Here is a 15575-nt window from a genome sequence, read left to right as displayed (position 1 = left end):
ATCCTGCCTGATGCCTATAGCGCGCACTTTCCTGCCATGAGCAACCCTGGAGGCGTGGCGGAAAATCGTAAAAACTAATATATTGGAGCAACATTATGAGTGATCAGCTGACACTATCAGCCGAGCCTCGCGAACGGGCTGGCAAGGGAGCCTCCCGTGCACTACGTCGCGAAGGCCGCATCCCCGCTGTGATTTATGGCGATAAAAAAGAACCCGAATTAATTCATGTGGAAGAACGCGCGCTGGACAAGCTGCTTGGCACGGGAGTTTTCATGAACTCGCTGGTCATGGTTGAGCTTGATGGCAAAAAAACACGCACGCTCCCCAAAGATCTTGCTCTGGACCCGGTAACTGATCGCGCGCTCCATGTTGACTTTTTACGTCTTGCAAAAGGCGCAAAGGTACAGGTCAATATTCCGGTTGTGTTCGTAAACGAAGAACAATCGCCTGGCTTGAAACGTGGCGGCGTGTTGAACGTTGTTCGCTTTGAACTGGACCTGATGTGTGATGCAGACAAGATTCCTGACGAAATCGAAGTCGATGTTACCGGCCTTGAGATTGGTGATTCTGTTCACATTTCCCATGTTACATTGCCAGAAGGTTCCGAAAGCACGATCACGGATCGGGACTTTACCATTGCTGGTGTGACAGCACCATCCGCGCTGAAATCTTCCGATGATGAATCTGAAGAAGCCGAAGGCGAAGAAGCTGAAGGCGAAGAAGCTGAAGGTGGTGAAGAAGCTGAAGGCGGTTCGGAAAATTGATTCTTAGCCCCTGCGAAAGCGGGGGCTATTGGAATTGAGGAATAGCGCTTCCTTACTCGGGCCCTTTCCCCTGAACAGGAGAAAGATTGATGCAACTTTGGGTCGGCCTTGGCAATCCCGGCGCGCAATATGCGCTGCACCGCCATAATGTCGGCTTCATGGTGCTCGATGCCTTGGAACAAGTGCATGGATTTCCGTCGCCTAAACAAAAATTTCAGGGTTGGGCCGTCGAAGGGCGGCTCGGCTCAGAAAAGCTCCTGCTTTTGAAACCAGCAACTTTCATGAACGAAAGCGGGCGCAGCGTTGGTGAAGCCATGCGCTTTTACAAGCTGGAACCTGCGGACGTTACAGTTTTCCATGATGAGCTTGATCTTGATCCGTTCAAAGTCAAAGTCAAAATGGGCGGCGGTCATGCCGGGCATAATGGATTGCGATCTATTGACGCCCATATTGGCCCGGACTTTCGCCGTGTGCGAATTGGAATAGGCCATCCCGGTCATAAAAGCCGGGTGCACGGGCATGTGCTGGGTAATTATACCAAGGCCGAATTTGATCCACTGGCCCATATGCTCGGCGCTATTGCATCAGAAGCCGATTGGCTGGTCAAGGGCGATAATCCAAGGTTTATGAGCGAATTGGCGCTTAGAATGAAGGATGATTGATCCAGCAAGCGTTTCGGGCGGGAAAGTCGCCCTGATTTAATGTGTAACAACAGGTCGAACGGGACTCCCCCGTATTTCGGCCTCTCCTTTTAAGAGGAGCGGGAGTTAATAATGGGTTTTAAATGCGGTATTGTTGGCTTGCCCAACGTCGGAAAATCAACTTTATTCAACGCGCTTACCGAAACACAGGCGGCGCAAGCGGCCAATTATCCTTTTTGCACCATTGAACCCAATGTCGGCCAGGTGGCTGTTCCGGACCCGCGGCTGAACCAGATTGCCAAGATCGTCGGTAGCCAGAAAATCATCGAGACACAGTTGGCCTTTGTTGACATTGCCGGCCTTGTCAAAGGCGCGTCGCAGGGTGAAGGACTGGGGAACCAGTTTCTTGGCAATATCCGCGAAGTGGATGCGGTCGTGCATGTTTTGCGCTGCTTTGAAGATGACGATATCCAGCATGTGTCAAACAAAGTCGATCCGATTTCCGATGCAGAAGTAGTCGAAACCGAATTGCTGTTATCCGATCTCGAAAGTCTTGAAAAACGCGTCCCGGCCTTTGAAAAGAAAGCCAAAAGCGGTGACAAGGAAGCAAAAATTGCGGCCAATGTGCTTGGACAGACGCTGGAATTGCTTCGTGAGGGTAAGCCTGCGCGCCTTACCCAGCCCAATGATGATGAAGAACAACGGATTTTTGACCAATCCCAATTGCTGACTGCCAAGCCAGTGCTATATGTTTGCAACGTCGATGAAGCCGATGCGGCCAATGGCAATGAATTGAGCGCTGCCGTTTTCGAAAAAGCCAAAGCCGAAGGCGCTGAAGCGGTTATTGTTTCGGCGGCGATAGAATCCGAACTGGTCGGAATGGAACTCGATGAACGTGCCGAATATCTCGCTGAGCTGGGTTTGGAAGAATCTGGTCTCGCCCGCGTGATACGTGCTGGGTATCAACTGCTCAACCTTCAGACATTCTTTACCTGCGGGCCAAAGGAAGCGCGCGCATGGACAGTGCATAAAGGAGCAAAGGCTCCCCAAGCTGCTGGCGAGATCCATTCGGATTTCGAACGCGGGTTCATTCGCGCGGAAACGATAGCCTTTGATGATTATATATCACTCGGCGGGGAAAGCGCAGCGCGTGAAGCAGGTAAACTTCGTCAGGAAGGCAAGGAATATATTACCCAGGACGGTGATATCATGAATTTCAAATTTAACGTCTGATTAGCATAAAAGCCCTTAGAAAGGTCATCCATGCTCTATTACGAAGATATTCAGCTGAATGTGCCCAAAACATTCGGGAAATATGAAGTCACCCGCGAAGAGGTAATCGACTTCGCATCAAAATATGATCCACAGCCTTTTCATCTCGACGAAGAAGCCGCCGCCAAAACCCATTTTGGCCGCCTGTCCGCCAGTGGATGGCACAGCGCGGCGATGATGATGCGGATGATGGTCGATGAGATGAGCGCCAATAAACAAGCTGGACTTGGCTCACCGGGAGTTGAGAACCTGCGCTGGATTAAACCGGTTTATCCGGGCGATACATTATACTGCGAACAAATAACATTGGAAAAGCGCCGGTCCGAAAGCCGCCCGGAAATGGGCCTTATGAAAGGACGTGTAACGGTGTTTAACCAGCATGATGAAAAAGTCATGACGATGGAAAGCACGGGGCTAATTCAAGTGCGCGGAGACTAAACAGCCGCGTCACTTTCTGCCAAAGAGTTTTTCAATATCACCATGGGCCAGTTTCACCCATGTCGGGCGACCATGATTGCATTGGCCCGAATGGGGCGTCACTTCCATTTCGCGTAACAGCGCATTCATTTCCGCAACATTGAGCACCCGCCCTGCCCTGACTGATCCGTGACAGGCCATTGTTGACGCAACATGGTCAATCCGTTCCTTTAACGAGAGGGCTTCATCATAGGCGCCCAGTTCATCGGCCAGATCGGTAACCAAACCTTTAACATCACCCGAACCAAGCATGGCCGGCGTCGCCCGCACTAGCATGGCCGATGGTCCAAAGCGCTCCAATATCAACCCGAATTCGGAAAGCTCGGTGATACGGTTTTCCAGACGATCACAGGCGTTTTCGTCCAGTTCAATCACTTCTGCCATGAGCAGCGCCTGAGAAGGGACAGCGCCGCCATCTACCGCTTTTCGCATACGCTCCAGCACCAATCGTTCATGGGCGGCATGTTGATCGACAATCACCAACCCGTCCTCTGCTTCCGCGACAATATAAGTTTTCGATACCTGCCCGCGTGCGATACCGAGCGGATGGTTTACCGCATCGGGAACCGGCTCTGCGGCCTCTTCGGCGCGTCCCATAAGCGGGGCCAGATCGTCAGGGCGCATCGCACTAAAACTGCTGGCATTATCCCGGACTGCTGATGGATAGGGTTGGGATTGAAAGGTTTCCCTGCTCCCGATTGGCCCCTGCGCCGTGAAAATACTAGATTGAGGATCAGGCGCTTGCGGTTCTGTTTGCCAATTGGCCAGGGCAGATTCCGCCGGACGCTGAACCGCGCGGAAGCCTCCCTCATCCAATGCCCGGCGCAGTCCGCTGACTATCATACCGCGGATCATCGCGGGTTCACGGAAGCGCACTTCAGTTTTGGCCGGATGGACATTTACATCAACTTGCTCAGGCGGCATGTCGATAAATAAAGCAACAATCGGGTGGCGATCCCGCGCCAGCATTTCGGCATAGGCCCCGCGAACCGCGCCAACCAAAAGCCGATCCCGCACAGGCCGCCCATTTACGAATAAAAATTGATGATCCGCCACTCCGCGATTATAGGTTGGCAGGCCCGCGACACCCGTTAACCGGACATCTTCACGTAATAGATCAACAGCCACACTGTTGTTGCGTAACTCTTTGTTGGTCAATGCGGCAACCCGGTCAGGGCCGCTTTCTCCCGCTTGCACGGCTATGGATTTGCGGTTTTCGTGAGTTAGTATAAAACCAATATCGGGTCGCGCCATCGCAAGCCGCCGGACAACATCTACACAAGCGGCATATTCGCTGCGCGCTGTGCGTAAAAATTTCCGCCGGGCTGGCACTTTGGCAAAAAGCTCTTCAACCCGAACTTTTGTGCCGGGCGGTATCGCGGCGGGGCCATCATTTTCCAAAACGCCATGATTGACGATTCGCGACCAGCCATCCGCACCATTCTCCCGGCTTTCAATGGTTAGTCGCGCAATACTGGCAATAGATGGCAGCGCTTCCCCGCGGAAACCCAGCGTAGCGACCATTTCAATAGCCTCATCGGGTAATTTGGATGTTGCATGACGCTCTAGCGCCAGTGCAATGTCATCCCGTGCCATACCGCAGCCATTATCGCTGACCTCAATCAGGTCAAGACCGCCCTGTTTCAGGCGAATATTGATTTGATTCGAACCGGCATCAATCGCATTTTCTACCAGCTCTTTTAACGCACTGGCCGGACGTTCCACCACTTCACCGGCGGCTATACGATTGATAAGATTATTAGGGAGTCTTCTTATTGACATATCAGTATTCCTAGCCCAAGCGAACATGCTAGGCGACCCTTGTTTATGACTTAGTTTTGCCGGGTCATACGCACGGCTGTTTCAAATGGTTAACTTCACCTACCATTCGGCCAAAATGTCGCTATGAATTGAGGGAACAGCTTTCGCTGTAAATACAACAAAACGGGTAGTACTATGGTATTTGGAAATCTGTTCAAGTTCAGGTCTCAGGACATGGCCATCGATCTGGGGACAGCGAACACTGTTGTTTATGTGCGTGGTCAGGGAATCGTTCTGAATGAACCATCGGTTGTAGCAATCGAAACCCTTAACGGGGTCAAACGGGTCAAAGCCGTTGGTAACGATGCCAAGATGATGATGGGTAAAACACCTGATAGCATCGAAGCGATTCGCCCCCTGCGCGACGGTGTGATTGCGGACATTGATGTCGCGGAACAGATGATCAAACATTTCATCCAAAAGGTAAATGGCAAGAGCAGACTTTTCAGCTATCCCGAAATTGTGATCTGTGTGCCCAGTGGCTCGACCTCTGTTGAACGCCGCGCAATCCGCGATGCCGCATCCAATGCCGGAGCGAGCCAGGTTTTCCTGATCGAAGAACCAATGGCCGCCGCTATTGGCGCCGATATGCCTGTCACTGAACCGATCGGGTCCATGGTTGTGGACGTCGGCGGTGGTACGACCGAAGTAGCTGTCCTGTCCTTGCGCGGTCTGGCTTATACGACCTCAGTTCGAACCGGCGGGGACAAGATGGACGAGGCCATAGTTTCTTATGTCCGCCGTCATCACAACCTGTTGATCGGGGAAACCACAGCAGAACGAATCAAGAAAGATTTTGGTGTAGCGCAAGCACCTGCCGATGGCGTGGGCCATACGATCCACATTAAAGGCCGCGACCTTGTAAACGGTGTTCCCAAGGAAATTTCGATCAATCAGGGGCAAATCGCAGAAGCGTTAAGCGAACCGATCGGCACTATTATCGAAGGTGTCCGGATCGCTTTGGAAAATACGGCGCCTGAGCTGGCCGCAGACATTGTGGATCAGGGCATTGTTCTGACAGGTGGCGGTGCGTTAATCTCTGGTCTGGACGAAGCATTAAGCGATGAAACCGGATTGCCGGTTTCTGTGGCCGAAGACCCCCTTGCCTGTGTGGCAATTGGCACTGGCCGTGCGCTTGAAGACGAGATGTTCCGCGGCGTTCTGACGACAGCTTGATGGATCATCGGTCCGGAATGATGAAAGCGGAAGGATAAGCAAGAATGGCGCCGTCAAATCACCGGCGCCCAGGATTTTCCAAGCGGGCGCAATATAGCATATTCGCAAGCTATTTACTGGGCATATTGGGAGCCATAGTCGGGCTTCTCCTGCTGCTTATATCCATTTTTGATCCGCATGGTTTTTCAGCCCTTCGTACTATCGGAGCTGAGATCACTGCTCCGGTTAGCAGAACTCTCGCCAATATCGGCGGCGTGACCGGCAATGCCACAGAGAATATCTCCGCTTATATTAACGCGGGTTCCAAAAATGCTGCGATGAAACGCGAGTTGGAAAAGAACCGTATAGAAATATTGGAAGCCCGCGCCCTTAAACAGGAAAATGAACGATTAAAGCGGCTGCTTGGCCTTAACAAGGAAGTTCCTGAATCAATCGGCATGGCGCGATTGATAAGCTCTACATCATCGAGTTCCCGGCGTATTGCCACTTTGGGGCTGGGATCCACTGACGGAATATTAACCGGCCAACCTGTTCGCGCACCCGAAGGCCTGGTGGGGCGTGTTTTGGAAACCGGGCCAACCACAGCACGGATATTGCTGGTTTCTGACGGGCAAAATGTAACACCGGTCAAAAGAGCCAGCGATGAACTGCCTGCTTTTGCAACGGGCCGTGGCGATGGCACAGTAGAAGTACGGCCCATTAACGTCGGCAGTAATCCGTTTAAAGGCGGCGATTTATTTATTACATCGGGCAGTGGCGGGTTATATGCGCCGGGCATTCCCGTTGCTGTGGTTATCCGCAAAACCGATACCGGAGCTATTGCCAGAATATTGGCGGATTCAGCAAAAGTCAGCCACGTCATCGTGCAGCCGATATTTCAGGCAGAAACCGTAGCAGCCATCAAGCAGGAACAGCTTGATGAAACCGAAGCTGAAACCGATACTACGGGCGGTGAATAATGGCGAGATCCTATCGTTCTCGTATTAACCGGCGTCCCTCGCAATTCCGGATTAAATTTATCCCGACCATCACGGTTATATTGGGGTCAATGATTACCGCACTGCCAATCATCACAGACTATCCCATATTACCTCCTATGGGGCTGTTAATCCTGCTCTCATGGCGATTGATCCGCCCCGGTTACTGGCCGGTCTGGGCGGGTTTTCCACTTGGCTTGGTTGATGATATATTCAGCGGGCAACCTTTTGGTAGCGCCGCATTCTTATGGTCATTGATTTTCATTGCTCTGGAAGCTCTTGATCGACGAATCGTCGGCAGGGATTATTGGCTGGACTGGCTTATCGCCTCCCTTTCGATTATTTTTGTGCTAATATGCGGCATGTTAATCATTGACTTTCAAAGCAATTTATTAAGGCTCGAGATATTAATGCCGCAAATTTTGCTCTCTGTTTTACTCTATCCATTTGTCACGCGTCTGATCGGGGCGATTGATAACTGGCGGGTAGCGTCATGAGTATATCGGGCGGAAAAACCATTAGCAGCGCCGTTCAGGCCATGACCTTTTCCCGCCGTGCGACCATTGTCGGCGGTCTACAAATGGGCATAGGTGTGCTTCTCGCGGGACGTATGGCGTATATTACGGTTGCCGAGAATGAGCGTTATCAACTTTTATCCGAAAGCAACCGCGTTAATCTGACACTGGTGCCTCCGCGGCGCGGTTGGCTGATCGACCGCAATGGCAAGCCGATTGCCAATAACAAGACCGATTTCAGGGTTGACCTTATTCCTGACCGGATGCGTGACAAGAAAAAGACCGTTGCTACGCTGGCTCAATTATTGTCACTCAATCAGGAAGAAGTCGACCGCATAAACAAGGAATTGAAGCAGGCCAGCAGCTTTCAACCCGTTCAGGTCGCCACCGGGCTGGACTGGGAACGTTTTGCCGCTGTCAGCGTCCGTCTGCCGGATTTACCCGGAGTATCACCTCGACAGGGCTTCTCCCGGTTTTACCCCACCGCAGAGGCCGTGGGTCATCTGGTCGGCTATGTCGGCATTGCTTCGGCGGAGGATTATAAAGCAAAGCCCGATCCCATTCTGGTTACGCCGGGATATAAGATTGGCAAGGCCGGCCTGGAAAAAACATTTGAGGATCATTTGCAAGGGAAGCCCGGTGCGAAACGGGTCGAAGTCACAGCACGCGGCAAAATTGTCCGGGAACTGGATAGCAGACCGGATACACCGGGCAAAGCGTTACAACTTACACTCGACATAGATTTACAGGAATATGCCGCTCGCCGTCTTGGTCCGGAATCCGGCTCTGTCGTAGTGCTGGATTGTAAGACCGGCGATATATTGACCATGACATCCATGCCTTCTTTCGATCCCAACAGTTTTTCGGATGGCATCGGTCAAACCGAATACGGGATGCTACGGGATGATGATCATGTGCCCTTGCGTGACAAATCCCTGAAAGGTCTTTTCCCGCCCGGATCAACAATTAAACCCATGGTAGGGCTAGCCTTTCTGGAAGCCGGGTTAAGCCCTAATGATACAGTAAATTGCAACGGCGGCCTGCGAGTAGGGAACAGGGTTTTCCGCTGCTGGAACCGGCGTGGTCACGGGCGTGTCGATCTAGCCAAAGGTATCTATCAAAGCTGCGACGTCTATTTCTATTATTTCGCGCAAAAAATAGGAATGAACCCGATTGCGTTAATGGCCAACCGGCTGGGTCTGGGTCAGGAATTTCCTATACCAGTGCCTAGTCAGTTTTATGGAACAGTCCCCGACCCGCAATGGAAGATGAAGAAATTCAATAAATCATGGCAGGCGTTTGACACCGTTAACGCGACCATTGGTCAGGGCTATATGCTTGCCAACCCATTGCAACTCGCTGTTATGTCTGCGCGTATTGCGACAGGTAAAAAGCTGATGCCGAATCTTATAATGGGCGGAAAACGCAAGCCTGCAGAGACGCTTAACATTGATCCAAAGCATATCGCTTATATTCACGATGCTATGAATCAGGTCGTTAACGGCGGGGGCACAGCCGGTCGCGCCCGCTTGCCATTGAAGGATGTAAAACTGGCCGGAAAAACCGGCACGGCGCAAGTCGTCAATCTTGATTTTGGCCGTGGCGGCAGGGATGTTGCGTGGAAATTTCGTGATCATGGCCTGTTTGTCAGCTTCGCTCCCGTGGACAACCCCCGTTATGCTTCAGCCGTGGTGGTACAACATGGCGGCGGGTCCAGCTCCGCTTATCCGATTGCACGTGACGTCATGACGTTTCTTTACGACAAAGAAAAAGCAATGAATATACTAACGGATCTTGAGGAAAGCTGGGGCGGAACCATTGCTGAACGCATGGCCAGAAAGCTGGCGGCATATCGTTCCAATCTGAACGCTCAAAAAAATGCGAAAGAGGCTGGCAATAATCCAGATGGCGAAACAGGGCAGTAAGCGTTGAACGATTTTATCCCCGCACCTATCGCGCAATTACCGTGGAAAACAATATTATTGTTGCTCGTCATGGCCAGTTTTGGCTTTGTCGTGTTATATTCCGCTGCGGGCGGAAGCCTGACCCCATGGGCTGGATTGCACATGGTTCGCTTTCTGCTTTTTCTGATGATGGCGATTGTTTTTTCCCGGTTAAAGGAACATTTCTGGAAGTCGGTTGCCTTTCCGGTCTATATCGTTGTGGTTATCATGTTGCTGGGCGTCGAACTTATCGGCGCAGTTGGCGGCGGAAGCCAAAGGTGGCTGAATTTTGGTTTCGTGCGGATACAGCCTTCGGAACTCATGAAGCCTGCGATCATTCTTGCGGTTGCGCGTTTTTATGACATTTTACCAGCCAACCAGATCAAGACATGGAGCGCGATCTGGCCTTTGCTTGTCCTGCTCGTTGTTCCTTGCGGATTGATTTTACTTCAACCGGATCTGGGCACGACAATTACTGTTTTCGCTGGCGCCATGACTGTAGCTTTTCTGGCTGGATTACCTATGCGGTTGTTCGTGGGCGGTGCTGCGGCCATTGCCGTAATAGCGCCTCTGGCCTTCTTCTTCGGGCTGGAGGAGTATCAACAGCGCCGCGTTACTACTTTCCTTAATCCGGAGAATGACCCTCTGGGCGCCGGTTATCATATCAGCCAGTCCAAAATCGCAATCGGTTCCGGCGGAGTCTTTGGCAAAGGTTTCATGAACGGAACGCAAAGTCATTTGGATTATTTACCCGAAGGACATACAGACTTTGTTTTTGCTACCATGGCGGAAGAATGGGGACTGATGGGCGGTGTCGCCGTTTTATTCGGTTTCTTTTTACTATTCCGCTGGGCCTTTGGTGTGGCCATGAAAGCCAAAACCCGTTTTTCACAACTTGTGGCTGTCGGTCTCTCGACAACGATTTTTTTCTATGTAGCTATCAACCTGATGATGGTTATGGGCCTTGCGCCTGTCGTTGGTATCCCCCTGCCCTTTCTAAGTCATGGCGGTTCCTCTATGATGACGATTATGATTTGTATCGGGATCCTCATGTCAATAGACCGGCATCCAGGTCGTCGCAGCGGGACTTTCGGTTAAAGACAATATTCCGCGCTTGAGAGAGCATAGTCACTATAGCGCCGGAACAATGGACGCTTAGCTCAGTTGGTAGAGCAGCTGACTCTTAATCAGCGGGTCACAGGTTCGATCCCTGTAGCGTCCACCATTTTCAATGATGAACGGTTTTGCGAAAATTGCATCTTTTTGGAGTTTTACGGGAAAAGGCACTTTCACGAAATACCTCCAACAAAGCCGCTGGTTTCCCCTTGCGCCGGCATGGATAGTCGCATCAATCCCTTGCATCCGCGCTGGGTGCAGCGGGCACGACTCTCGATTTCGTCAAGATAGAGTTGCGCCGCTCCTTTGTGGGCAAGAAGTTCTTTGGCAGTCAGGTAACGCAGATGGCCACATTTGCGGCAAATTAGCTCCAGTCGGTCTTGCCGATCAAGATCGCGTAGCTGAATGGCGGTTTTCCAGCTCATAGAAAATCTTCCGCTGAAGGAATGCGTGTGAAGCTGATCTTTCCGCCAATATTACCACCTTTGGGCGGAGCCCATTGACCAAAGCTAGCCACCGTACGGCCATAACGGCTATTAAGGCTGTCTATGGCCTTGCCAATCCGCTCCCATTTTTGCCGCTCTTCATCATCATCCAGCAGCATATCGAGCTGTCGCATAGCCGCGGGGGTGAGATCGCATAAGGTTACACCGACCCGCATGGCTTTTGATCGTGGCGAGACTTGGCGCTCCATATCCGCCCACATTATTGTCAAAGCGCTGAGCAGCGCCTGATCATCCTGTACTTGCGGCAGGGTGCGGATCCGTGAATATGGCCGGTCAAACAATTGTAACCAGAACATCAGGCCGCTTGCATAATAGCCCCCACGGCGCAAGCGTCGCGCTGCCTTGATAAGCAATAATCGCGCTATCTTCCGGGCTTCGGGAAGACTGCGGCTTTCTGGAGGTAACACGCGTGTATGGCCAATCATGCCGCGCTGCGTTGCAGGTGCTTCGATAGCGTAACCATGCAGCGCATACCAAAGACGCTCGCCTGTCACGTTACGCCAGATAGCCCGCATCTGTTTGGGCTGTGTGTTGTAAAGATCTTCTGTAGAAATAATCCCGCTGGCCCATAGCTTGCGCTGCATTCGCTTGCCCACGCCGGGAATATCCTTCAGCGCAACCTTGAACAAAGGTGCAGGCATGATATCCGGCGACCAGATGGTCGTGCCATCAGGTTTTTGCGTGGCGCAAGCAATTTTGGCCAAATGGCGATTAGCAGCAAATCCGATGGAGCAAGTAATTGATGTTCCGATATTTTGACGGATGGTTTGTTTGATCCGCATGGATAGCGAAACCGGATCGCGTCGATGATTAGCATCCAGTCGGCAGGCCAATTCATCAATAGATTTAACCGTATCAATAGGCAGCACCGAACCTATTTCTGCGATCAGGGCATTATGTGCACGCCGGTACAGATCGGGCTTTTGAGGGACAAGGATCAGGTCAGGGCAAATCTTTTTAGCTTCATCAACCATCATGACATTTTTAACGCCGCGCACCTTGGCTTCCCGGCTACACGCTATGACACAGGTGCGCCCGGCCCCTTCATAGGGGATCACCCCTACCGGACGCTTACGCAAACGAGGGTCGCGCTGCTGTTCAACGCTGGCAAAAAAACCGTCAAAATCTAGGTAAAGATGCTCAATGATGTCAGGCTTATACATATCTCATACCAAATCGTAGGGGGATTCGGTATAGAACATATAGAGAACAGATGGGCAAGCAGGTTATTACCCTATGATCCTACATCACATATAACCGCTTCTAAAATGGGCTATATTTCGACAAACTGACATGGACCATTGTCAAGCGGAATCCATAGCCCATGAAAAAGGCGAGCTCCACCGGGAGCCCGCCTGCAATTTTCAAACAAAGAACGAAAAAAGAAGGGCACTATCAAGCGCCCCTCTGGATCATTTATTAATTAACGGCGTCTTTCAAGCCCTTGCCGGCTTTGAATTTAGCTTGAGTAGATGCAGGAATCTGCATTGGCTCACCCGTGCGTGGGTTACGGCCTGTCGAAGCTTTACGCTTTGATGTTGAAAAAGTACCAAAACCAACAAGACGGACTTCATTGCCGCTCTTGAGCGAATTTGTGATGGAATCGAAAACGGCGTCCACGGCTTTGCCGGCATCGCTTTTGCTGAGACCACTGTGATCTGCAACGCTACTGATAAGATCCTGTTTATTCATATTGGGAATCCCCCCTTCTCTAAAAGCAATAATTGGTTGAATAACGTCTTTGTCCGGAGGCAGTAACAACAAGAATGGCCCTTGAGTCAAAGGAAAATAGCCAATTTTGGTTCAAAGATGTAATATTCACGGAAAATCGTGAAATTTCATCCGCAATCAGGCGGTTTCAGTGCAACTTCATGGCCGACTATCATTTCTCATAGGGCATGAACACAGTGACGACTCGCGCTGATCCGCCATTAATGCCGCGCTGCAGACCCCGTATCTTCTGGAACAGGGGCCGTAGCATGACTCGCCAATTCATCAGCATCGCTCCATTCAATCGGCTCGACCTTCTCCGTCAATGCCTCTGCAAGAACTTCGTCAGCATGTTTGACCGGAATGATTTTCAGCGATGAGGTGATATTATCCGGAATTTCCACCAGATCCTTCTCATTCTCCGCCGGTATCAATACAGTCGTAATGCCACCGCGTAGCGCCGCGAGCAGCTTTTCTTTCAAACCGCCAATCGGCAGGACACGGCCCCGTAATGTCACCTCACCAGTCATGGCGACATCGCGGCGGACAGCAATGCCCGTTAACGTCGAGACAATAGCGGTCACAATACCAACGCCGGCAGACGGGCCATCTTTGGGCACAGCCCCTTCGGGCAAGTGGATGTGAATATCTTTCCGGCGAAATACGCTGGGCGTGATACCATAGGATGGCGCCCGCGCCTTTACAAAGGACAGAGCGGCCTGAACCGACTCAGTCATGACTTCGCCCAATTTACCCGTGGTCTTGATTTGACCTTTTCCCGAAACCGTCACAGATTCGATGGTGAGTAATTCACCGCCCACTTCTGTCCAGGCAAGCCCCGTTACTGCGCCGACCTGATTTTCTTCTTCACCAACACCGTGACGGAATTTGCGAACTCCGGCATATTCGGAAAGGTTTTCCGGCGTAATTTCAACGCTTTTATATTCACCTTCCAATATCCGGCGCAGCGCTTTACGGGCCAGCTTTGCTATTTCGCGTTCCAATGTTCGCACACCGGCTTCGCGCGTATAATAGCGGATCAGATCACGCAGCCCGTCATCATGCAGGGAAAATTCGCCCTTTTTCAGGCCATGTGCATCCACCTGTTTTTCGATCAGGTGACGTTTTGCAATCTCGACCTTTTCATCTTCCGTATAGCCTTCAAGCCGGATAATCTCCATCCGGTCCAGCAAGGGTTGTGGTAAATTCAATGAGTTGGCCGTAGTAACGAACATCACGTCTGACAAATCGACATCGACTTCCAGATAATGATCCTGAAACTTATCATTCTGTTCCGGGTCAAGCACTTCAAGTAGCGCTGACGCCGGATCACCGCGGAAATCCTGTCCCAGCTTATCAATCTCATCGAGCAGGAACAACGGGTTGGAAGTCCCTGCTTTCTTTAGATTAGTTATAATCTTACCCGGGAGCGAACCAATATAGGTCCGGCGATGCCCGCGAATTTCGGCCTCATCCCGTACCCCGCCCAGTGACTGGCGAACAAATTCGCGACCTGTTGCGCGCGCAATAGACCGGCCAAGCGAGGTTTTGCCCACGCCGGGAGGTCCAACAAGACAAAGAATCGGGCCTTTCAGCTTGTTCGTCCGTGTTTGCACGGCAAGATATTCAATGATCCGCTCTTTCACTTTTTCCAAAGCAAAATGGTCATCATCCAAAACCTTCTCGGCTTGCTTGATATCTTTCTTGAGACGGGATTTCTTGCCCCATGGCAGGCCAAGCAGAACATCAAGATAATTACGCACGACCGTGGCTTCCGCTGACATAGGCTGCATGCCTTTCAGCTTTTTATATTCTGCAGTCGCTTTGGCCTTGGCTTCCTTGGAGAGCTTCATCTCCTCGATTTTCTTGCCCAGCGCCGTCATTTCATCGACTTCGCCTTCTTCACCGTCGCCAAGCTCGCGCTGGATCGCTTTCATCTGTTCATTCAGATAATATTCGCGCTGGGTTTTTTCCATCTGACGCTTCACGCGGCCACGAATTTTCTTTTCAACCTGAAGAACACCAAGCTCGCCTTCCATGAAGGCAAAGGCCATTTCCAGACGCTTGACCGGATCAGCTTCGATCAACAGGCTTTGCTTATCGGCCACTTTAACATTGATATTGGCCGCAACAGCGTCCGCCAGACGGGATGCTTCATCAATCTCGCCAAGCTGCACCACGGTTTCCGCAGGCATTTTCTTGTTGAGTTTGGAATAATTTTCAAATTGCTCGACCACAGAGCGCATCAGCGCAGTTGCTTCATGCCCTTCTGCGGATTGCTCTTCAATCAGATCGACATTGGCCAGAACAAAGCCTTCATCCTGATTATCCATGGAGATATGTTTGGCGCGCTGTTTCCCCTCGACCAGAACACGAACTGTGCCATCGGGCAGCTTCAAAAGCTGTAATACCGTCGCGACCACGCCCAGATCATAGAGCTGCTCACGCGAAGGATCATCTTCCGCAGGATCAAGCTGGGCAACCAGAAATATTTCCTTGTCGCCGTCCATCGCCTTTTCCAGAGCGACTACCGATTTATCACGTCCGACAAACAGCGGAACGATCATATTCGGAAACACGACAATGTCGCGTAGCGGTAATAGCGGCAGTGCTTTTGATTCAGGGGTGACGGGCGGTGTAGATTCAGACTGGGACAT

Annotated in this window: 14 protein-coding genes and 1 tRNA gene; 10 read left to right on the top strand and 5 right to left on the bottom strand. The window is 51.4% G+C overall.

Annotated features, from left to right (window positions below; genetic code table 11):
* Positions 1-95 precede the first annotated feature (95 nt).
* The 4 genes from AB1K62_RS03310 to AB1K62_RS03295 all read left to right on the top strand — a co-directional run bounded on the left by AB1K62_RS03310 (position 96) and on the right by AB1K62_RS03295 (position 3115).
* The gene (locus tag AB1K62_RS03310; protein ID WP_367001221.1) at positions 96-764 is read left to right on the top strand and encodes a 50S ribosomal protein L25/general stress protein Ctc; all 669 of its coding nucleotides are present in this window, start codon (positions 96-98) and stop codon (positions 762-764) included.
* Between the two features lie 89 nt (positions 765-853).
* Positions 854-1426: an aminoacyl-tRNA hydrolase gene (gene pth / locus AB1K62_RS03305; protein ID WP_367001219.1), complete on the top strand. Its 573-nt coding sequence runs from the start codon at positions 854-856 to the stop codon at positions 1424-1426.
* A 111-nt stretch (positions 1427-1537) separates the two neighbouring features.
* Complete coding sequence (gene ychF / locus AB1K62_RS03300; protein WP_367001216.1) at positions 1538-2638, top strand: redox-regulated ATPase YchF; 1101 nt, start codon at positions 1538-1540, stop codon at positions 2636-2638.
* A gap of 30 nt (positions 2639-2668) precedes the next feature.
* A complete protein-coding gene (locus AB1K62_RS03295) occupies positions 2669-3115 on the top strand; it encodes a MaoC family dehydratase (RefSeq protein ID WP_367001214.1) in 447 nt (148 codons plus the stop codon).
* A 9-nt stretch (positions 3116-3124) separates the two neighbouring features.
* Here AB1K62_RS03295 and mutL read toward each other — a convergent pair whose 3' ends face one another.
* Positions 3125-4936, bottom strand: a complete 1812-nt coding sequence (mutL, locus tag AB1K62_RS03290) for a DNA mismatch repair endonuclease MutL (protein ID WP_367001212.1) — start codon at positions 4934-4936, stop codon at positions 3125-3127.
* Positions 4937-5110: 174 nt separating this feature from the next.
* Here mutL and AB1K62_RS03285 point away from each other — a divergent pair, with 174 nt between their 5' ends.
* From AB1K62_RS03285 to AB1K62_RS03260, 6 genes are all read left to right on the top strand, one after another.
* Positions 5111-6151, top strand: a complete 1041-nt coding sequence (locus tag AB1K62_RS03285; protein WP_367001211.1) for a rod shape-determining protein — start codon at positions 5111-5113, stop codon at positions 6149-6151.
* A 44-nt stretch (positions 6152-6195) separates the two neighbouring features.
* Positions 6196-7110 (top strand): rod shape-determining protein MreC, encoded by a 915-nt coding sequence (mreC, locus tag AB1K62_RS03280; RefSeq protein WP_367001209.1) that lies wholly within the window; start codon positions 6196-6198, stop codon positions 7108-7110.
* Complete coding sequence (mreD, locus tag AB1K62_RS03275; RefSeq protein ID WP_367001207.1) at positions 7110-7625, top strand: rod shape-determining protein MreD; 516 nt, start codon at positions 7110-7112, stop codon at positions 7623-7625. Before mreC ends, mreD begins: the two co-directional genes overlap by 1 nt.
* Positions 7622-9568 carry a penicillin-binding protein 2 gene (gene mrdA, locus AB1K62_RS03270; protein ID WP_367001206.1) on the top strand — a complete coding sequence of 649 codons (1947 nt, stop codon included), beginning with the start codon at positions 7622-7624 and terminating at the stop codon, positions 9566-9568. Before mreD ends, mrdA begins: the two co-directional genes overlap by 4 nt.
* Positions 9569-9571: 3 nt before the next feature.
* A complete protein-coding gene (gene rodA, locus AB1K62_RS03265; RefSeq protein WP_367001204.1) occupies positions 9572-10684 on the top strand; it encodes a rod shape-determining protein RodA in 1113 nt (370 codons plus the stop codon).
* Between the two features lie 51 nt (positions 10685-10735).
* Positions 10736-10811 (top strand) — tRNA-Lys (locus tag AB1K62_RS03260).
* A gap of 64 nt (positions 10812-10875) precedes the next feature.
* On the opposite strand, the gene AB1K62_RS03255 is transcribed toward AB1K62_RS03260, so the two are convergent.
* From AB1K62_RS03255 to lon, 4 genes are all read right to left on the bottom strand, one after another.
* Positions 10876-11127, bottom strand: a complete 252-nt coding sequence (locus AB1K62_RS03255; protein ID WP_367001202.1) for a hypothetical protein — start codon at positions 11125-11127, stop codon at positions 10876-10878.
* Positions 11124-12371 (bottom strand): type VI secretion protein ImpB, encoded by a 1248-nt coding sequence (locus AB1K62_RS03250; RefSeq protein WP_367001200.1) that lies wholly within the window; start codon positions 12369-12371, stop codon positions 11124-11126. Before AB1K62_RS03250 ends, AB1K62_RS03255 begins: the two co-directional genes overlap by 4 nt.
* 256 nt (positions 12372-12627) lie before the next feature.
* Entirely contained in the window at positions 12628-12900 is a 273-nt protein-coding gene (locus tag AB1K62_RS03245; protein ID WP_367002051.1) for an HU family DNA-binding protein, read from the bottom strand.
* Positions 12901-13139: 239 nt separating this feature from the next.
* On the bottom strand, positions 13140-15575 hold the full coding sequence (gene lon, locus AB1K62_RS03240; protein ID WP_367001198.1) for an endopeptidase La: 2436 nt from the start codon (positions 15573-15575) through the stop codon (positions 13140-13142).

Origin of the sequence: Parasphingorhabdus sp. JC815 (assembly GCF_040717415.1) — a bacterium.
In the GTDB taxonomy this organism is placed as follows: domain Bacteria; phylum Pseudomonadota; class Alphaproteobacteria; order Sphingomonadales; family Sphingomonadaceae; genus Parasphingorhabdus.
Note: the sequence above shows the minus strand (reverse complement) of the source record. Positions and strands in the feature narration are given on the sequence as shown.